The organism is Nocardiopsis sp. KDC1DS13DA1 (assembly GCF_055632325.1).
The window spans coordinates 172,208-190,471 of sequence record NZ_JBVMUY010000006.1 but is presented as its reverse complement, the minus strand read 5'-3'; the positions used below and the strand labels follow the sequence as shown (position 1 = coordinate 190,471).

Genomic DNA, 18,264 nt, shown 5'->3' with positions numbered 1-18,264 from the left:
ACGTCCATACCGGCTCACGCTGATGAGGACGAATCCGCAGGTGGGGGAACGGCAAGTGATTCCACCGCCACTGCGGAGCAGGACGCTCTGGCTCTTGCCGTGCAGACCGGGGAGCGGGTGGAGATCGAGGGGCTCACCGACGAGAAGACCCAGCACTTCGCCAACCCGGACGGCACGCTGACCATGGAGACCCACGCGGTCCCGGTCCGCGTTCGCTCCGATGAGGGCTGGGTGGACGTCGACACCACGCTGGTCACAGCTGAGGACGGCATGGCGCGTCCACGCGCCGCGGGGATGGACATCGCCTTCTCCGGCGGCGGCGATACCCCCATGGCCCGCATCGGCATCGGTTCCAACAGCGTCGAACTCGACTGGATCGGCGACCTGCCCACTCCCGCCCTGGAGGGAAACCAGGCCACCTACGCCGACGTACTGCCCGACGTGGACCTGGTACTGACCGCCGCCGTGGAGGGGTTCACCCAGGTCCTGGTGGTCCACACCCCCGAGGCCGCCGCCCCCGAGCTGGCCGAACTCGAACTGGCCCTGGGTACCAACGGCGTCACGGTCACCGCCGACGACCACGGCAACCTGGAGGCCACCGGCGACGAGGGCGGCCGCAGCGTCTTCGCCATCCAGGCCCCCTCCATGTGGGACTCCACCGGCGCCGACGAGGCCGCACCGGCCGAGGACCCCGCCGTCGCCCCGCTGTCGGGCTCCCTCATGGAGCCCGTGGAGACCACCGTCGACGTCAACGCCATCCGACTGGTCCCGGACCAGGCGATGCTCACCGACGAGGCCACCGAGTACCCCGTCTACATCGACCCCTCGGTCAGCGCGTCCCGCCCGAACTGGGCCGCCGTGGACAAGGCCTTCCCGGACCAGGAGTACTTCAACCCGAATGAGGAATCGGCTGGCGTCGGTCGTTTCGAAGGAGCCCAGGTGTACACCCGCCGGGCGTTCTTCCAGTTCACCACCATGGGCCGCACCGAGCACGAGAACACCATCATCAACTCGGCGACCCTGCGCACCGAGGTTGACTGGTCCTACGACTGCAACAGCGACGCCCACGTCCAGCTCCACCGCGTGGACGCGTTCGACTCGGGCACCACGTGGAACAACCAGCCGACCGCCCGCGACCACCTGGACACCCAGAACGTCACCGGCGGCTGGGCCACCTGCCCCGCCAGCAGCGGGGTGGAGTTCGACGCCACCGACGCCTACCAGTGGGGCCTGGACAACAACAAGTCGCACATCTACCTGCGGCTGAAAGAACGCGACGAAGCCGGCACCACTGCCTGGCGCCGGTTCAACATCGACACTGATCCCCCGGTCCTGGTCGTCGACTACAACCACCCGCCCGAACAGCCCATCACCTCCACCGTCTCCGACTCCCTGGGCGGAGTGTGCTCCACCGACCCCGCCAACCCCAGACTGATCAACAACACCTCGATCACGCTGCGCGCCCAGATCCGTGACCGCGATTCCTACTGGGTCGGCCAGCAGGTCAAGGCCCGCTTCGAGTGGAAGATCGACGGCGCCGAGACCACGCTGGGATCATCGGACTCCTCACTCGCCACGGTGGCCAAGTGGCCTGACGGGTCCTACCGGTCAGTGACCGCCGCCGACCTGCCCGAGCAGGAACTGATCGCCTACCGCGCCCGAGGAAAGGACTCGGTCAACTGGGGGCCGTGGTCGCAGTGGTGCTACCTGTCGGTCGACACCTCCAAACCCGACACCGGTCCCGTGGTGACCTCCACCGACTACCCCGCAGGCGACGACGAACACGGCAGTGTGGGCCGCACCGGTGACTTCACCTTCGCCAACAACGGGGTCGAGGACGCCGCCGCCTACCACTACAGCGTCAACGACGCCTCCTGCTCCACCACCGTCGACCTGGACACCCCGGGCGCGGAGGTCACCGTTCCCATCACGCCGCCACGATCCGGTCCGAACCTGATCCACGCCCGGATCACCGACGCCCATGGCAACTCCTCCGAGTGCGGACTGGTGTACACGTTCACTGTGGCCCCACCCGCCCAACCGGTGTCCTACTTCCCCCTGAACGAGGGACAGGGTACGACCGCGACCGACGCCATGGACCAGGGGAGAACGGCGACGGCGACCGGTTCCATCGGCTGGACACGGGGCCGCGTCGGGGAGAACTCCGGCGGCTCTTACCGACTGGAAGGCGCTGCTCTGGACACCCTCAGTGGTGAACGCATGAGCACGCAGGAACCGGTCATTGACACCAGTGGAGCGTTTTCCATCTCGGCCTGGGTGAGGTTGGACGAGAGTAACCCCAGTCGTGCATACACCGCTGTCTCTCAGGCTGGAGATCGCCACAGCGGTTTCTATCTGGGATACCAGCACTACGACGGAGGGCGCTGGATCTTCAAACAGGCTCCCTATGACGACGACAGTACCTGGATCTCCGAACGTGTGATGTCCATTGAGCCCGCCCAGATCGGTGTGTGGACCCACCTGATGGGCACATTCGATCCCGAGACAGGTCAACTGGCCTTGTACGTCGACGGTGTCAAGCAGGGCACACATGTGCAGGAGACGGCCTGGAACGCACAGGGTCCCTTCGTCATCGGTGGAGCGTTGTACCAGGGCACTTACTACGACTTCTGGCCCGGGGGGCTTCCCCCCGATGTGTGGACACACTCTGATCAGGCAGCGAGCCTCAGGTTAGCGGTCCGCTGCTCGTAGACGAGCGGGCTGAGCTGCCCGTTCGCCGAATGCCGCCGTCGGGTGTTGTAGCGGCCGATCCAGGAGAACACCGCCAACCTGGCCGTCCTGGCCGTGGGCCACCGCTTCAACCCCCGCCCCTGCAACGTCTCCCGCTTGAGCGTGGCGTTGAACGACTCCGCCGCCGCGTTGTCCGCGCTGGATCCCACCCCGCCCCTGGAACGCACCACACCCCATCGGTCGCACACCGCGGCGAAGGCCGCTGAACTGTACTGGGCGCCGTGATCGGAGTGGAACACCGCCCCGGCCAGGCTCCCGCGCTCGGCCCCGGCTGCTTCCAAGGCGTCCGTGACCAGCTCGGTACGCATGTGATCGGCGATCGACCAGCCCACCACCCGGCGCGAGTACAGGTCGATCACCGTGGCCAGGTACAGGAACCGGCCGCCGTCCACGGGAAGGTAGGTGATGTCGCCGACGTAGCGGGTGTTGGGCGTACTCGCGGTGAAGTCGCGCTCCAGCAGATCCGGGACCGGCCGATCGTTGGGTGCGGGGACAGTGGTGCGCACCTTCTTCCTCAGGTGCAGGCCGACGATTCCCGCCGCCCGCATCAGGCGGGCCACTCTCTTGTGGTTGACCCGGTGTCCCTGTTCGCGCAGTTCGGCGGTGATCCTCGGTTCGCCGCAGGCCGGATCAGCCTCGTGCACCTTGCGGATCTTCGCGGTGAGCTCCGCGTCCTGTGCCGCCCGCTCCATCCGTGCGGATCGGGCCTTGCGCCAGGCGTAGAAGCCCGACCGGGACAAGCCCAGCACCGCGCACAGCCGCTTGACGCCGAAGGCGCCCGCGTGGTCCTCGACGAAACCGAAGCGGCTCACGGTCTCATCTCCTGCGCGAAATAGGCGGCCGCCCGGCGCAGGATCTCCCTCTCGGTCTTGAGCTCGGCGTTCTCCTTGCGCAGTCGGGCGATCTCGGCGTCCTTGGCCGCCTCCGCGGCGGCTCCGGGTGTTTCGGCCTTCTCCGTGGCCCGCACCCAGCTGCGCAGCGTCTCGTGGTTCACGCCCAACTCGGCGGCGATGTGCGAGATCGGCCGATGGCTGGAGCGCACCAGCTCGACCGCGTTGCGCCGGAACTCCTCCGGGTACTTGTAAGTCCCCACCAGGACATACTCCTCTCCTGGACTCTCATCCAGTGTCCGATATGTCCACTACTCGGGGGGAACGCCCTTGAGCGCTTCCTTGCCTTCGCTGGACTCGTTATCACTCTGACCACCGACGCGAACCTGCGAATAGGCCGCTCTATCGAAGGCACGAGCCTCCCGGTAGGCGCAGTCACTTTGGGTTCCCCGGATCATTCCGTCGCTTTGGTGATCCGCCGCAGAGTCCGCCGTCCGATGCGGCTCATGGCCGGATTACTGCGCTCGTAGTACCAGACCAGGCCCAACGCTTGCTCGAAAGCCCAGGCTCGGCCACGCTCCCACTCTGGGGCATCGCTGCCCAGCGCCTTCCTGAATGCGTGTCTGGGTCTCTCCTCCAGCAGGTGCCAGGCACAGACCAAGTCCAGTGCCGGGTCCGCCGGGCCCAGCCCGCCGACATCGAGAACTCCGGCCAGGCGCCCGTCTCGCACCAGGAGGTTGCCGGGCATCAGGTCACCGTGGCTCATGAGATCGGGATCCTCGCCTCTGGGCAGCTCCCGCATTCTTTCCCAGAGTTCGCGCAGGCGCGGTACGTCCAGCAGCTTCTCGCTGTGCTCCAGGCAGGTGTGCACCCAGGCGTCGTGGTCGCCGATCCGGCCGCCGCGGCCCGTTCCTTGGAACACCCGGCCGCGGGTGTCCATGGCCCGGACTCCGCGTACGAACTCGGCCAGGTCCAGGGCGAAGCCGACGTTCTCGCCGGGGTCGAGCCGGTCGGCCGGTGTCCCCGGCAGCCAGGTCTGCACCGCCCAAGGCAGCGGATATCCCCGTTGTGGGCTTGCGATTGCCACGGGCTCGGGGGTGGCGAACCGGGTGCGCCCGAACAGTTCGTGTGCGGCTGTGGCCTCGGCCTTCAACCGGTGGCCAACCGCCTCGGGCTCCTCCCACCGCAGCGGGAAGCGAACCGAGAACCGCTCGCCCAGGCGGAACACGGTGTTCTCCGTACCTCCAGGGGTGACAGGAACAAGTGGTAGCCCGACCCACTCGGGAAACTCGGCGGCGATGAGACGGGCAGCTGTTTCCAGGGGCACAGCGATCTGTTCGGGGTGCATATCCATCGGTCTAGGGCCTGTCCGGCGGATCATGTGAACTTTTCACCCCCGGATCGTTGGCATGTTCATGGGGCGGGGAGATCTTACGAACGAGGAATGGGCCCGGCTGAAGCCGCATCTGCCGAAGCCCGGCAAGCGGGGCGGGCGTTGGGCGAGCCATCGCAGGATCATCAACGGGATCCTGCACCGGAACCGGACCGGGGTGCCGTGGCGCGACCTGCCTGCGCGTTTCGGTCCGTGGAAGACCGTGCACGAGCGGCATCGGCGCTGGTCGGCGGACGGCACGTGGGACAGGCTCTTCGCTGCGGTCCTAACCGACGCCGACGCGGAGGGCCGCATCGACTGGTCGATGGTGTCGGTGGACTCCACCACCGTAAGGGCCCACCAGCACGCGGGCGGGGCCCGCCGGAAGACACCCCAGGGGGCCGGGAAAAGGCGCATCCCCCGGTGGCACCGACCCGACGAGGGACTCGGACGCTCCCGGGGCGGCTTCACCAGCAAGATCCACCTCGCCGGAGAAGGAGGGCGACGCCCACTGGCTCTGCTGATTACCCCGGGCCAGTGGGCAGATGTCCCTCAGTTCATCCCTGTCATGGAACGCATCCGCGTCGCCCGACTCGGCGGCGGCCGCCCTCGGACCCGGCCCGACCATCTCGGCGGTGACAAGGCGTACTCCTCGCGCCGCAACCGCCGCTACCTGCGCCGACGCCAGATCAAACACACCATTCCTGAGCCGAAGAACCAGTGGGCCAACCGCCAGGCACGGGGCAGCAAGGGCGGCCGGCCCACCGGCTTCGACAAGACGATCTACAAGAGAAGGAACGAAGTCGAGCGGACGATCAACGCGTTGAAGAACTCCCGGGCCGTGGCCACACGCTTCGACAAACGCGCCTACATCTTCCACGGCACGGTCATCGTCGCCTCTGTCCGGCTCTGGCTCCGTTCATGACGCATCGCCCTTACGAGCGGAGCTCGTAGTCGAACCAGATCCGGTGGGTGCCGTCCGCGTCGACTGCCATGCCGCCGGTTCCTGTAATCCCGGCCAGCGCAGCCGTTCCACTGCCACGGACGATGACGAAGAACTCGTCCTCTCTCCCTTCACCCAGGGTGGTCGCAGAGTGTGCAAAATTAAAGGTTCCTGCCTGCCCATGAAGCGTTCCCTCGAACGACTCCATGGCGACATACGTCCCTGCCCCGCTGACCTGGTCGAATGCGGCGGTGAACAAGGTCGCAGAACGACCGGCGATCTCGCCTTCGTACTGCTTCTCCATAGTGGAGACGCCAACGGGCAGCGCCGTCTCGATCGCAGGACTCGGCAACGGAGTTGGGGTGAACTCGGCAACTTTGAACGTTCCTGAAGCTCGCATCCCTGGATCGTAGGCCCCACCACTGACATCTCTCACCGAGATCTCTTCCATGATCCGCCGGACAGGCCCTAGTCTGACCGTTCACCGCTCGGCAGGGCATCCCTATTTCCGGGCCTGTCCTACGCGTCTTGTACCGGGGCCGGGAGAGGCTGCGGCGTGTACGGGGATCGCCTCCCGTCACCCGCCGACCCCAGGGGATCGAACCCTGAACCCGCGGATCAGAAGTCCTCGACCTTGAGCAGGCCGCGGCGGAAGGCGGCGGTGACGGCGGCGGCGCGGTCCTTGACCCCGAGCTTGTCGTAGATGTGCAGTAGGTGGCTTTTCACCGTCGCCTCGCTGATGAACAGGCGCGCGGCGGCCTCGCGGTTCGTCGTGCCCTCGGCGATCAGGCGCAGGACCTCCAGCTCCCGGTCGCTCAGCGCCTCCACGGGCTCACGGACCCGGCCGAGAAGGCGGGTGGCGACCGACGGCGAGAGCACGGACTCCCCGCGGGCGGCCGCACGGACCGCGCCGACGAGCTCGTCGCGGCCGGTGTCCTTGAGCAGGTAGCCGGTGGCCCCGGCCTCGATGGCGGGAAGGACGTCGCGGTCGGTGTCGTAGGTGGTCAGGACGAGCACACGCGCCGCGGTTCCCCGTCGGGCGAGCTCCCTGATGGCGTCGACACCGCCCATGCGGGGCATGCGCAGGTCCATGAGGATCACGTCGGGTTCCAGTGCCCGCGCGCGCTCGACCGCCTGGACGCCGTCACCCGCCTCACCGCACACGTCGAACTCCGCGTCGCCGTCGAACATGCCGCTGATGCCGTCGCGGACGATGGGGTGGTCGTCGACGACCAGGATCCGGACGGGACGCTCAGACACGGGCCGCCACCGCCGGGAGGCTGGCCGAGACGGCGGTGCCGCCACCGGGTTCGGACTCGATCTCCAGTTCGCCCGCCATACGGCTCACCCGCCTGCGCATCGCAGTCAGTCCGAAGCCGCCGCTCTCCTGGGCCCGCTCCGGGTCGAACCCGGCGCCGTCGTCGCGTACGTCCAGCGTCACCACATCCTCCATGTACGACAGTGTCACTCCGACGCGGGACGCGTCGGCGTGCCTGGCAGCGTTCGCCAGGGCCTCCTGGGCGACGCGGAGCAGTGTCTGCTCCACCTCCTGGTGCAGCGGCCGGACCGTGCCGGTGGCCGTCAAGTCCGCGCGCACCGCCCGGACCTCGCCCCACTGGCGGACCAGGTCCTCCAGCGCCTCGGGCAGCGGTGTCGACTCCAACTGCCCCGGTCCCAACGCGTGGACGGAACGCCGCGCCTCGGCCAGGCTCTCCCGCGCCAACCGGATCGCGATGTCCACGTGGCGCTCCCAGCCCTCGCCTCGCCGCGCCGCCTGGAGTTGGGTAACGATGCCGGTCAGGCTCTGGGCGAGGGTGTCATGGATCTCAGCGGCCATGCGCTGTCGCTCATCGTGCACGCCCGCCTCCCGGGCCTGGACCAGGAGTTGGGCCTGTAGGCCCTCGTTCTCCCGCAGGGCCGACTCCAACCGCGTCACCATGCGGTGGCGCTCGGTGCCCCGCTCGGCCGTGACGTCGCCGAGGAAGCTGAACAGCACGACCGCGGCGATGATGGCGGCGGTGAAGAAGAGGTAGGTGAGGATCCCGGTCGGAGTGGGGTCGGGCAGCCCTCCGTTGTAGGAGGTGACACAGGCCACCGCCGTGGCGGCCACTCCGGCCACGCGCCACATCCCTGTGAGGTGCCGCCACGAGTGCAGGAACCCGACGAAGCCGAAGAAGCTCGCAAACCACAGGTTCTGGGCGCCCAGCGTGGCGATCAGCGCCACCAGCCCGGCCACGTAGACGGGGCCGCGCGGCATCAGCAGGAGCCAGACCGCAGCCAACCCGACCAGTCCGACGACGACCCACGACAGGCCGTCGGTGAACAGGGAGAGCACCGTCGAGGCCACCAGCAGGACGTAGGGGGCGGCCGCCATCTGGTGCTCCAGGGCACGCTCCCAGCGGTCGAGCTGCGCGGTCATCCTACTCCCAACGGAAGAGTCTGGCCGCGGCTGCGCCGAGGACCAGGGCGTACACGGCCATCACACAGAGGAGCAGGGGGCTCGCTCCGCCGCCCGCCCAGACGTCGCGCAAGCTCTGCCCGAAAGCACCCAGAGGGGTGTATTCACCTGCGGAGGCCACGATAGCGGGCATCTGGTCGGCGGGTTGGATGAGGCCGGCGAGGTAGGCCATCGGGAAGTACAGCAGGACACCGATCCCGTTGGCGGCGCGGCCGTTGGGGGCGGTGGCCGCGATGACGAGTCCGACCGAGAACATCGCCGCAGTCCCCAGCAGGAAGGCGAGCACGCCGGATGGGGACGGGGAGGGGAGGTGGGCTCCGAGGACCGTCCCGGCGACGACCGTCAGCAGTGCGCAGGCGGTCACCGCGAGTACGAGCTGGAGCACCAGTTGCACGGCCAGCAGGCTCCCCGGGTGGACCGGCGTTACGGAGAGCCGACGCAGGATACCCCTCTCCCGGTAGGTGGCCAGCGTCGTGGGTAGGAGGTACAGGCCCACGAGCCCCACGGCGATCGCCAGGGCCATCGGCAGGAGCAGAGTGTCGCCCTCCTCAATCGAGCTTCCGAACACCAACAGGATGAACAGCGGGATGAGGAGCGAGAGCACGGCTCCGGGCTCCCTGGCGAGCAGCTTCAGTTCGACGGCGGCGAGCTTGGTCATGGGGGTGCCCCTCAGTGGTCGGTGTCGAAGGAACGGCCGGTCAGAGCGACGAACGCGTCGTCGAGGGTGCGCTTGTCGATGCGCAGGTCGCTGACGGCGACCTGGTGGCGCGAGAGGTGGGCGGTGACCGCCGTGGCGAAGTCCCCCCGTCCGGTGACGACCACCTGGTCGCCCTCGCGCGTCACACCGGTGACCCCGGGCACTCCTTCCAGCTCGACCTTCTCGCCCCGCGGGAGCGTGAACCGCATCCGGTGGTCGGAGTCGATCCCGTCGACCAGCCCCGCCGGAGTGTCGAGTGCGACGACCCTGCCACGGTTCACGACCGCGACGCGGTCGCACAGCTCCTCCACCTCGTCCATGAAGTGGCTGACGAGGACCACGGTCACGCCACTGTCGCGGACCCGCTTGACCAGCTTCCAGGTGGCGCGGCGCGCCTGCGGGTCGAGTCCCGTCGTCAGCTCGTCGAGGAACGCCACCTTCGGCGCTCCCACCAGTGCCAGAGCGATGAACAGGCGCTGTTGCTGGCCGCCGGACAGGGTCTTGAACCGGGCCGTGCGCTTGTCCGCCAGTCCCCACTCCTCCAGCAGTTCGCGCCAGTCGCGGGGCCGTCGGTAGAAGGAGGCGTAGAGGTCGAGCGCCTCCCACACCTTGATGTTCTCGGGCAGCCGCGTGTGCTGAAGCTGCACGCCGATCCGCTCCCGCACGGCGGCTCCGTCGCGGTGCGGGTCCATGTCGAGCACGCGGACGGACCCGCTGTCGGGCTTCCTCAGCCCTTCGACGCACTCCACGGTGGTGGTCTTGCCGGCGCCGTTGGGGCCGAGGATCCCGAAGATCTCGCCCTCCTGCACGGAGAACGACACCCCGTCCAGGACGGGCAGGCCCGCGTAGGTCTTGCGGAGGTCTGTGACTTCGATGACTGCCATGGGTCCAGACTCGCCCTTGGAGGGGCCGGGCGAATCGGTCCACCGGTCGGGTTCACCCGCCGATGATGATGACCGGGGAATCCACCGATCGGTTGATGCGGACTCGGGCGAGTCAGGGCCGGATCCGCTCGGCGACTGCCGAAGGGGCAGCACACACCCGTCTCGCAGGGGATCCGGCCGAACCGGACACGGCGACGTCACCGACGCCAAGGCCTGCGCCCACACATTGACATACAGGATGGATGTAGGTGTTTTCTCGCCAGGAGGTGACGCTTATGCGAGCGATACAGCAGTCAGCGTGGTGAGAGGCAGAGGCCCTGCGAGGAGGTGCCCGAGCCGGTGTTCGGCGAGGTGCTGGTCAGGGTCGGCGCGGCCGGGGTCAATCCGGTGGATGTGTACACGCGGCGGGGGCAGGCCTGCAACCGGGTACTCGACCTGCCGTTCATCAACGGCTGGGATGTCGCTGGGACAGTGGTGAAGACCGGGTACGGCACCTCCCGGTTCCGGCCCGGCGATCTGGTGTTCGGGATGCCCTGGTTTCCCCGGGAGGCGGACGGCTATGCCGAGTACGTCACCGCCCCCGCCCGGCACTTCGCCCGGATGCCGTCGGGTCTGAGCTTCAGCGAGGCGGCGGCGCTGCCGCTGGCTGGTCTGACGGCGTGGCAGATGCTCACCGAAGTCGCCGCCATCGCCCCCGGACAGCGGGTGCTCGTAGCGGGCGCGGCCGGCGGTGTGGGGCATCTGGCAGTCCAGACCGCCAAGGCCTGCGGCGCCCAGGTGATCGGCACCGCCAGCGCCGCCAAACACGACTTCGTCCGCGGACTGGGCGCGGACGAAGTGATCGGCCACACCACGACCGACGTGTCCGCCGCGGTGCGCGACGTGGACGCCGTCATCCAGATGTTCGGCGGTGAGGCCGGGCTCAGGGCATTGGGCTGTCTTCGGCCGGGCGGCGTCCTGGTCAGTGGGCAGGCGGCCTGGACGCCCGGGCTGCACGAACGCGCCGCCGAGCTCGGTGTGCGCGCCGTGGCCTACCTCGTCGATCCCGATGGTGCGGGGCTTGAGGCGCTGGCTGGTCTTGTCGCTCAGGGGAGGTTCAAGGTCCGCCTCGATGCGGTGTTCCCGCTGGCGGAGGCGGCCAAGGCGCACGACCATGTCGCGGGCGGCCGGACCACCGGAAAGATCGCGCTCATCGTCGGTGAGCCGGAATGAACAGGAAGACGGGGAATGACTGAGGAGTACACCATGTCGACCGGGGTCGGTGGAGGCTGCGGCGTGTGCCGGGATCGCCTCTCGTCACTCGGTCCGGGGCAGGGGCCCCGGTGTGGGGCCTACAGTGGGCGTCCAGGTGAGTCCGGAGCCCATTCGTCGTCCAGGATCGAGTGGACGATGGAGTCGCGCCAGGCAGCCCGGGTCCACAGGTGCCGACGGATGCGTCCTTCCTCCACCATCCCGGCCCTGAGCATGACGCGCTCGGAGGCATGGTTCTCTGGAGAACGCGCACCCCAGATCCGCTTGAGCCCCAGATCCTCGAAGCCGAGCCGGAGCAGGAGCCTGACGAGCTCGTCGCCGAATCCCTGCCCCCACAGATCGGGCCGGAGGGCGAACCCGATCTGTGCGCTGTGGGGGCGCTCGTCCACTCCCAGACGGGCGCTGCCGACCAAATGGTCCTCGCGCGCGACAGCGAGCATGTACACGCCCCTGTCCTCCTGCTCGGCGTCGCTGATCGCGGCCTTGATGATGGCGGCGCACTGCTCCTTCGTGCGCGGTGTGAACGATAGGTGCCGGACGGCTTCCGGGTCGCCGTAGACACGGAGCAAGTCGTCGACGTCGGTGGGGCGCAGCTCGCGAAGGGTGAGCCGGCCACTGGAGAGTTCGACTGGGCGCATGCCTGGCAGGTTAGCGGCCCGAGGTCAGTGCCGAGGCGGGAGTCCGACTGTAGGCCTCGATCTCCTGGCGCAGCCGGGAGACGGTCCTGCTTTCCGCGTAGTCCGTGCCGCGCAGAGCGCCGTGCACGCGCATAACGCTGTTCACCACGCCAGCGACCCGTTTCGAGGCAGGCAGGTCCAAGACCGGCCGGAGAGCTTCCGTGGTGCCTTCGATCTCGCCCAGGGATGCTCGGGCGTAGCCGAGGTCGGCACGAGCTCCAGCCTCGTCCTGGTAGGCCCAGTCATCGGATCCCTCAGCGGCTGCGGCCTCGTAGAGCTGAACGGCTTCCTGTGCGACCTGCTGGGCCTGCTCCTCACGTCCGGGGATCCAAATCTGCGTCTCAGCCCCGTAGTAGAGCTGGCGGCAGTGCGCGAAGCGCATGAGACCACCGAGTTCGTCCAGATCGTCCGTGCCCAGCCGCTCGCGCAGGGCGGTGGCTTCCTGCAGGTCGTTGAGCGCTCGCTCCCCGTTACCCAGTGACGCCCACGTGCGGGCGCTTTGGGACATGAGCCAGATAGCGGCCGTGCCGGTGCGCTCGGTCGCCAGACCACGCGCCAGTTCCGCGTACCGGGCAGCCTCTGTGGGCCATCCCGCCCAGTACGCCATCAGGCTCTGCTGGGTGCGTACCCGGATCCGCAGCCCGTCGTGGTCGGCGTTGTCGGCACAGATGAACGCGGTTCGGGCCTGCTTCATCGCGGCGTGCGGATCGCCGAGGTCGTGGCTCGCCTTGGCGAGCATCATGCTCAACAGGCCGCTGAGCAGGTACAGGTCCCTGGACTGGTTGGGGCGCTGCCGTCCCTCCAACAACATGAACGCCACATCCTGTGCCTCGATCAGATCACCCAGGACGTCGTGGAGCGGGGAGCGGGGGTAGGCACTCGCGAGCCTGGACACCTCCTCGAAGAGTTCCTGGATGGTCTCCACACCCACGTTCGTCCCCTCCGCCATCGCTCCGAACCTCATCGCGCGTTTCGCGGCCATGTCGATCTGCCTTTCCGGAGGTAGTGATCTGATCCCACCATTGATGGGGGAGTGCGTCTGGTGAAGGTCGTTCTGGGGGATCCTGGGTGAGTCGAGCTGACTTCCCACCCTTTTCAGAACGTTTCGCTCGTGTTCGCTGAGTTTGTCGAACCCCTCAGGGGTCAGCAGCCTTCGGGGAGAGGTGCCGTACAGTGTTGCCAAGGCAACGACTTGGGCCGCTTGCGGAGCCCGCCCACCCACTTCCGGCCAGAGTTCCAGCCGACTGAGGCCCGCCTGATCCAGGGGCAGGCCAGCGGCGGAACCGCGGTAGCGCTCGGTCGCCTCGGCCTGGCTCCACCCGTGCATGTGGCGATAGGCCGCCAGAGGTGAGCATCCGCAGCGGATGCGGATCTCGTCGGCGATCTCGTCGTTCGTACGGCCCTGCTCGCGCATCTGATCGCGCAGTTTCCGAAGCTGGGCTTTCGTCCACTTCATGCAGCTCTCCTCGGGCGTCGCTATCCAGATTGCCCGAATCATCGAAGGCCGCAACCAGAACATCGCCACAAGTGCATCCCACCCAGACATAAGAAGACATGTCCAACTGGCAAAACAGCAGTTCAGGGATGGTGCCAGTGGCATAGAAACCATGTCCTCGCACCCAGTGACTTGTCATTGCCTTCAGGGTTCGATCGAAGGTGCAAGCACGGAGGGAACAGCCCCACGACTCAGACGATCGAGGCGCGCATGACGGCCGTAACGCGGGTGAACTTTATAGACGGAACGAAACGGAGCAAACGGGCAGGTGGTGAGACATCACCGATACTGCCGCGTCGCGTCCCCGGCTACTCCTCGATGCCCCAGCTGGGGGAGGCCGGTCGGCGTCACGCCGCGAGGTTCGGGCACACCCCGTCGCAGGTCAGCGCGGCCCGCCGCTGGGTACGGACGGTCACCGGCCTCCCGCGAGAGGACGCCGACGTCGTTGAGTCGCTGCTCTCTGAGCTGGTGACCAACGCCTTGGACCATACGGCCTCAGGCCAGGGCGGCCACTTCACGGTCACGCTCGCCTACCTCGACAACAAGGGGATCCGTCTTGCCGTCACGGACGCTGGACCTCGGCACGGAGCGGCCCCCACCATTCCCCACGTGAACGAGGTTGACCCCGGTCTGGAACACGGGCGCGGCCTCGCCTTGGTGGAGCGGCTCAGCCGACGCTGGGGGTTCCTGGGCGTCCAGGGAGCACCGCTCACCGTCTGGGCCGTCATCTCCCGCACGGCACCACGGTGAGGGGAAACAGGCGATGGGCTGGACCCGTGCTGATGACGAGGTGTACTACGCCATCGCGCGCCAGCTCCAACGGGCTCACAGACACCGCTGGATCGTGTTCTGGGGTCCCGGCAGTCGCGCCTACCGGGCCTTCTACCGAGGCGAGGAACACGTGCGCCCGCTGGTATCCGCCCGGCCGGAGGAGCTGCATCGGACGGTGCTCGATATCCAGCGACAGCTCGGCCAAGGTCCGAACCATGTCCCATTCGAACAGTGATTGGAATCCCATGGCCGCACGTGACTCCTCATCAGGAACCCGCCTCCTGCCAGAAACCAGACAGCCCTTGGCCCCGGCCGAAGTCGCCACGCTCTTCCGCGTGAGCACCACGACGGTGACTCGGTGGGCGGACCAGGGCAAAATCCCGGCCTTCCGAACCCCGGGCGGACACCGCCGTTTTCTTCCCCAAGACATCGATTCCGCCATGGCCGAGACCTCCGGCACCACTCGGTTTGGCAACAACGATGCGTGCCTCGGCACCTCCGTTCCCCCAGCCCTGGACAACGGCCCCTGAACCTCGGCTGTCGTCCGGTCACGGTGGCACGTCGCAACGGAGCCCGAAGAGCGGTGCCTACAGGCAGCGTCTTCGCACCGCAGACCTGGCCGTCGTGCCCCTCCAACACCCTTCTTCAGAGAACACTGAGAAAGGAACCCGCTCCATGTCCGTCACGCTGGCCCCGACGACCCTGACCATTCCCGATCACCGTTTCGACCCCCGCTGGAACCGCATCACCGGGATGTCGGTCGAGGGCGACACGATCACCATCAACCCCCAGGAGTACTTCTTCCGGCTGGAGTCCGACACCTGGCGCGTGATCGACTGGGACCAGGTCGCCACCGAGCTCCTCCCGGTCGAGGAGACCTCCGAGTCGACCATCGAGCAGATCGCCCTGGAGTACATCGCCCAGAACGCCCGTACCACCCACGACCCGGCCGAGGTCCTGACCATCGCCTGGCAGGTCTACAGCCACCTCTTCCGCGAGGAGCACCTGACCTCGCTGGGCATCGACGGCGTCACCGCCGACCACCTGAGGATGCTCGCGGAGGTCTCCACCTTCACCGCGCTGAACAAGGTCGAGGACGACGGCCACATCAGCATCGTCGGCCCCACCTGGTTCTTCGCCGACACCGCACAGGTCATCTACGACCTGGACGAGCCCACCACCGAACTGCTGGACGAGGTCTTCCACGGCGCCTGGTTCAACGAGTACCGGCGCGTCGAGGGAGTCAAGGCCCACGCCGCCCTGGGCGGGCGCCTGGTGCACGGCTGCCAGTCCGCTCCCGACCGGCGCGGCGGAGTCGTGGCGCCCTACGGCACCGACATGAAGCGCTTCCGCAACGAGCTGGACACCTTCCGCGACACCTGGCTCACGACCGTCCGCTCCTACGGCGAGCACGCCTGACCACCCGCCCCACCGAAGGGGCCCTCCACCGCTCGGCGGAGGGCCCCGACCCGACACAAGGAGCCACACATGCACCACACCGACATCGACCGGATGCGCGATGACCTACTCAACGCAGCCGGAATGACCGGCAACCTCATCGAGGCGAAGCCGCTGCACAGCTGGGAACTCTCACACGTGGAGCGCCTGGCCCTGGCGGACGGGACCACCGTCATCTTCAAGTGCGCCACCGAACCCTTCACCCACGAACACGAGGCGCTGACCGCCGCCTGGCAGGCGGGCGTCAGCGTCCCCCACCTTCACCGATCCCTGCGCACGGGAACCACCCTGGCGATGCTGATGGAGGACCTGGGCGAACCCGACCGCGAAGCCACCGACGACGACGGCGTCACAGCGGCGGTCCAGCTCCACTCCGCGGCAGTTCCGCCCCACCTTCCTCCCGCCGACGGAGCGTGGCTGGCCTCCCTCCCCCGAAGGGCGATGCGTACTCTGGACCTGCTCAACGCCCAAGGCCGCTGGTCCGACGCCGACGACATCACCGAGGCACTGCGCGACATCGACCGCGCCGCCGCACAGCGAGCCGAGGGCACGACGATGGCGCCCTATGGATGGGTGCACTCGGAGTTCCACCCCGAGAGCCTGCACGTGCGTGACGACCGTGTGCGCCTCTACGACCTCGCCCGCGCCTTCCGTGGCCCGGGCCTGCTCGACCTCGCCTCCTGGCACGGCACCGTCCACACGCCCGACCCCGACCGAACCCGCGCCTTCCTGGAGTCCTACGTCCAGGCGGGAGGCAGCGCCAGCGCACTCACCCCCCGTGGGGGACTCGCACCGCAGGACTGGGCGCTCGGCTGGCACCGGGTGTGGGTCCTGGAGTGGTTTCTCGCCCAGGCCCTGGTCTGGATCGGTGACGTAGCGGCCGACCCCGCCTACACGAACGTGGTCCGCCGCCACACCCACGACGCGGTACGGCTTCTCAACATCTGAGTCCTGGAGGGCACATCCATGGCAGGCAACCCCCCGTATCTGCTGATCGACGTCGACGGAGCCCTCAACCCCTTCCCCGGCCCGGGCGGTTCCGTACCACCGGAGTACCACCCCCATCGGGTCGACTTCCGGGACCACCGCGACGTGCCGGTCTGGCTCAACCCGCACCACGGCGCGACGGTCAACGCGCTGCACTCCATGGGCCTCGTTCGGCCGCGCTGGGCCACGAGTTGGGGAGCCGAAGCGAACCGCCTGATCGCACCGCACGTGGGCATGCCCCACATCCCTCACATCGACCTGGGCGCGCCCGACATCTCGACCCCGCACCCGCGCGGCTACCTCTGGAAACGCGACCCGGTAGCCGACTGGCTGGGCGAGGCGCCCGTCGCCTGGATCGACGACGACTTCGTGCCGCCGGACTACGACTGGGCCGCGGAGCGGACCTTGCGCGGCGCCCCCACCTTGCTGATCCAGCCGGACCCCTACGTGGGTCTGCGACGCCATCACATCGCGGCCGTCCGGCTCTGGGCGATCTCCGTCATGTCCGACCACGACACCTTCGGGAACCACCATGAGCGTCCCCCTGCAGACCCACGAGACCCAGTTGTTGCGCACGCCCAGCGGGGTCCGTGTTCCGATCGACCGTGACCTCGTTCCGCTGATTCTGCGCCTGTGGTCCCTCGGGATGAACACCAGGGCAAGCTGCCAGAACTTCGGCGAATCCCTCCAGGACTCGGGCCCGGGAATGCCTCCGGGAGACCCGCGCTGGAGCGCCTTCTACTCCGACCGCGTCTGGCTGAAGCTGCCGCCCGCCCCTGCCGAGCACCTGATCACCCTCCTCGGGGCAGACCGGGAGCTCAGCATCGCCATGAACGAGTGGGGCAGAGCGGCATCCTGGCTCTGCATCCGCCCCGTCGTTCCGGACGTCTACGGCGGACCGGCCCGGAACCGGGACACACACCTGTTCTTCCCACGAGAACACCTCGACCACGTCGTCGAGGTGCTCGACAGATCGGAGTCGGTTCCCTTCCAGCCACAGACCGTGAGCAGCGCGTAAGCCGATCTCTGACGTCAAGAAGACGCCCCTCTTCGCGATTGTCGTCAACGTTAAGGGCTTCGCCGGGTGAAGCCCCCTCTCACAAATCGGGATGTTTTCACCTATCGGCTTCCCCACGGCCCCAGCACTCCCTCGTTTCCGACTCTGGGGACTTTTCTGAGCCGAAGGGGTTGACGGTTCTCACCCACCCAAGCGACCATCGACCAGCCCTGGCCAGGGTAGACACCCATTTCTCAGGATTTGGGGTGTCTTGTGTCTATATGTGTGGGTTTGTGGGTGAAAAGCGCAGTTCCGGGGGCGTACGACTTCGGGGCCATTGACACTCATCCTGACCCACACAAGGAGAAGGGCCAGCCCGGCTCCGGGCTGGAGAGAAGAGAAGAAGAGGTGCCCCAGGCCGGTGCGCGAACACCGGCCCGGGGCGTGATTCCCACCTGGATACGCAGGAGGAAACTGTGGAGAAGTCTAGCGGGCGACACCGCAAACGCCGCCAGGGATGGGGCGAACACGTGCGCTGGATGCTCGGCGCGGTACTCGCCGCCGTGTTCTGCGGCCCGACGAGCCGCAGCGCCCCACCAACGTCAGAGTCCGAGACCCGTCATCCGCGTCCGGAGAGGCGTGCTCGGGCAGACCGGCAAGCCGTCCGGGAGAAGGCGGCAGAGGAGAGGCCAG

The 18,264-nt window shown here is 67.9% G+C and carries 17 protein-coding genes and 1 pseudogene; 9 read left to right on the top strand and 9 right to left on the bottom strand.

Annotated features, from left to right (window positions below):
- Positions 1–99: 99 nt before the first annotated feature.
- Positions 100–2,712 carry a LamG-like jellyroll fold domain-containing protein gene (locus ACTVAJ_RS06305; RefSeq protein WP_470387110.1) on the top strand — a complete coding sequence of 871 codons (2,613 nt, stop codon included), beginning with the start codon at positions 100–102 and terminating at the stop codon, positions 2,710–2,712.
- Here ACTVAJ_RS06305 and ACTVAJ_RS06300 read toward each other — a convergent pair.
- A protein-coding gene (locus ACTVAJ_RS06300; RefSeq protein ID WP_470387109.1) for an IS3 family transposase occupies positions 2,673–3,844 on the bottom strand; the annotation gives its coding sequence in 2 pieces (ribosomal slippage) (positions 2,673–3,580 and positions 3,580–3,844; 1,173 coding nt in all). The two genes, ACTVAJ_RS06305 and ACTVAJ_RS06300, sit on opposite strands and share 40 nt — an antisense overlap.
- Before the next feature lie 191 nt (positions 3,845–4,035).
- Positions 4,036–4,929, bottom strand: a complete 894-nt coding sequence (locus tag ACTVAJ_RS06295) for an aminoglycoside phosphotransferase family protein (RefSeq protein ID WP_470387108.1) — start codon at positions 4,927–4,929, stop codon at positions 4,036–4,038.
- 67 nt (positions 4,930–4,996) lie between these two features.
- On the opposite strand from ACTVAJ_RS06295, the gene ACTVAJ_RS06290 reads away from it, so the two are divergent.
- Positions 4,997–5,878, top strand: a complete 882-nt coding sequence (locus ACTVAJ_RS06290) for an IS5 family transposase (RefSeq protein WP_470387132.1) — start codon at positions 4,997–4,999, stop codon at positions 5,876–5,878.
- Positions 5,879–5,888: 10 nt separating this feature from the next.
- Here the strand turns inward: ACTVAJ_RS06290 and ACTVAJ_RS06285 are convergent, their stop codons facing one another.
- The 5 genes from ACTVAJ_RS06285 to ACTVAJ_RS06265 form a co-directional block, all read right to left on the bottom strand.
- A complete protein-coding gene (locus ACTVAJ_RS06285) occupies positions 5,889–6,347 on the bottom strand; it encodes a DUF3224 domain-containing protein (protein ID WP_470387107.1) in 459 nt (152 codons plus the stop codon).
- Positions 6,348–6,514: 167 nt separating this feature from the next.
- Positions 6,515–7,156 carry a response regulator gene (locus ACTVAJ_RS06280; RefSeq protein WP_470387106.1) on the bottom strand — a complete coding sequence of 214 codons (642 nt, stop codon included), beginning with the start codon at positions 7,154–7,156 and terminating at the stop codon, positions 6,515–6,517.
- Positions 7,149–8,315: a sensor histidine kinase gene (locus ACTVAJ_RS06275; RefSeq protein ID WP_470387105.1), complete on the bottom strand. Its 1,167-nt coding sequence runs from the start codon at positions 8,313–8,315 to the stop codon at positions 7,149–7,151. The genes ACTVAJ_RS06280 and ACTVAJ_RS06275 overlap by 8 nt, the downstream gene beginning before the upstream one ends.
- A gap of 1 nt (position 8,316) precedes the next feature.
- Positions 8,317–9,012, bottom strand: coding sequence for an ABC transporter permease (locus ACTVAJ_RS06270; protein WP_470387104.1), 696 nt, complete (start codon positions 9,010–9,012; stop codon positions 8,317–8,319).
- An 11-nt stretch (positions 9,013–9,023) separates the two neighbouring features.
- On the bottom strand, positions 9,024–9,935 hold the full coding sequence (locus tag ACTVAJ_RS06265) for an ABC transporter ATP-binding protein (protein ID WP_470387103.1): 912 nt from the start codon (positions 9,933–9,935) through the stop codon (positions 9,024–9,026).
- Between the two features lie 327 nt (positions 9,936–10,262).
- On the opposite strand from ACTVAJ_RS06265, the gene ACTVAJ_RS06260 reads away from it, so the two are divergent.
- Positions 10,263–11,147, top strand: a complete 885-nt coding sequence (locus ACTVAJ_RS06260; RefSeq protein ID WP_470387102.1) for an NADP-dependent oxidoreductase — start codon at positions 10,263–10,265, stop codon at positions 11,145–11,147.
- A gap of 119 nt (positions 11,148–11,266) precedes the next feature.
- Here ACTVAJ_RS06260 and ACTVAJ_RS06255 read toward each other — a convergent pair whose 3' ends face one another.
- Together ACTVAJ_RS06255 and ACTVAJ_RS06250 are read right to left on the bottom strand one after the other, a co-directional pair.
- Entirely contained in the window at positions 11,267–11,824 is a 558-nt protein-coding gene (locus tag ACTVAJ_RS06255; RefSeq protein WP_470387101.1) for a GNAT family N-acetyltransferase, read from the bottom strand.
- 10 nt (positions 11,825–11,834) lie between these two features.
- The gene (locus tag ACTVAJ_RS06250) at positions 11,835–12,845 is read right to left on the bottom strand and encodes a hypothetical protein (RefSeq protein WP_470387100.1); all 1,011 of its coding nucleotides are present in this window, start codon (positions 12,843–12,845) and stop codon (positions 11,835–11,837) included.
- Positions 12,846–13,676: 831 nt separating this feature from the next.
- Here ACTVAJ_RS06250 and ACTVAJ_RS06245 point away from each other — a divergent pair.
- From ACTVAJ_RS06245 to ACTVAJ_RS06220, 6 genes and pseudogenes are all read left to right on the top strand, one after another.
- Complete coding sequence (locus tag ACTVAJ_RS06245) at positions 13,677–14,108, top strand: ATP-binding protein (RefSeq protein WP_470387099.1); 432 nt, start codon at positions 13,677–13,679, stop codon at positions 14,106–14,108.
- 266 nt (positions 14,109–14,374) lie between these two features.
- Positions 14,375–14,575, top strand: a pseudogene (locus tag ACTVAJ_RS06240) (helix-turn-helix domain-containing protein); the annotation flags it as partial.
- A 229-nt stretch (positions 14,576–14,804) separates the two neighbouring features.
- On the top strand, positions 14,805–15,548 hold the full coding sequence (locus ACTVAJ_RS06235; RefSeq protein WP_470387098.1) for a hypothetical protein: 744 nt from the start codon (positions 14,805–14,807) through the stop codon (positions 15,546–15,548).
- A 69-nt stretch (positions 15,549–15,617) separates the two neighbouring features.
- Positions 15,618–16,535, top strand: coding sequence for a protein kinase family protein (locus ACTVAJ_RS06230; RefSeq protein ID WP_470387097.1), 918 nt, complete (start codon positions 15,618–15,620; stop codon positions 16,533–16,535).
- A gap of 18 nt (positions 16,536–16,553) precedes the next feature.
- Positions 16,554–17,183: a hypothetical protein gene (locus ACTVAJ_RS06225; protein WP_470387096.1), complete on the top strand. Its 630-nt coding sequence runs from the start codon at positions 16,554–16,556 to the stop codon at positions 17,181–17,183.
- Positions 17,107–17,592 carry a hypothetical protein gene (locus tag ACTVAJ_RS06220; RefSeq protein WP_470387095.1) on the top strand — a complete coding sequence of 162 codons (486 nt, stop codon included), beginning with the start codon at positions 17,107–17,109 and terminating at the stop codon, positions 17,590–17,592. Before ACTVAJ_RS06225 ends, ACTVAJ_RS06220 begins: the two co-directional genes overlap by 77 nt.
- Positions 17,593–18,264 lie beyond the last annotated feature (672 nt).

Excerpts from the sequence above, each read along its gene's own strand:
- ACTVAJ_RS06295 (WP_470387108.1), bottom strand. The coding sequence starts at position 4,929 with ATGCACCCCGAACAGATCGCTGTGCCCCTGGAAACAGCTGCCCGTCTC.
- ACTVAJ_RS06290 (WP_470387132.1), top strand. The coding sequence starts at position 4,997 with ATGGGGCGGGGAGATCTTACGAACGAGGAATGGGCCCGGCTGAAGCCG.
- ACTVAJ_RS06285 (WP_470387107.1), bottom strand. The coding sequence starts at position 6,347 with ATGGAAGAGATCTCGGTGAGAGATGTCAGTGGTGGGGCCTACGATCCA.
- ACTVAJ_RS06275 (WP_470387105.1), bottom strand. The coding sequence starts at position 8,315 with ATGACCGCGCAGCTCGACCGCTGGGAGCGTGCCCTGGAGCACCAGATG.
- ACTVAJ_RS06270 (WP_470387104.1), bottom strand. The coding sequence starts at position 9,012 with ATGACCAAGCTCGCCGCCGTCGAACTGAAGCTGCTCGCCAGGGAGCCC.
- ACTVAJ_RS06265 (WP_470387103.1), bottom strand. The coding sequence starts at position 9,935 with ATGGCAGTCATCGAAGTCACAGACCTCCGCAAGACCTACGCGGGCCTG.
- ACTVAJ_RS06255 (WP_470387101.1), bottom strand. The coding sequence starts at position 11,824 with ATGCGCCCAGTCGAACTCTCCAGTGGCCGGCTCACCCTTCGCGAGCTG.
- ACTVAJ_RS06250 (WP_470387100.1), bottom strand. The coding sequence starts at position 12,845 with ATGGCCGCGAAACGCGCGATGAGGTTCGGAGCGATGGCGGAGGGGACG.
- ACTVAJ_RS06245 (WP_470387099.1), top strand. The coding sequence starts at position 13,677 with ATGCCCCAGCTGGGGGAGGCCGGTCGGCGTCACGCCGCGAGGTTCGGG.
- ACTVAJ_RS06235 (WP_470387098.1), top strand. The coding sequence starts at position 14,805 with ATGTCCGTCACGCTGGCCCCGACGACCCTGACCATTCCCGATCACCGT.
- ACTVAJ_RS06230 (WP_470387097.1), top strand. The coding sequence starts at position 15,618 with ATGCACCACACCGACATCGACCGGATGCGCGATGACCTACTCAACGCA.
- ACTVAJ_RS06225 (WP_470387096.1), top strand. The coding sequence starts at position 16,554 with ATGGCAGGCAACCCCCCGTATCTGCTGATCGACGTCGACGGAGCCCTC.
- ACTVAJ_RS06220 (WP_470387095.1), top strand. The coding sequence starts at position 17,107 with ATGAGCGTCCCCCTGCAGACCCACGAGACCCAGTTGTTGCGCACGCCC.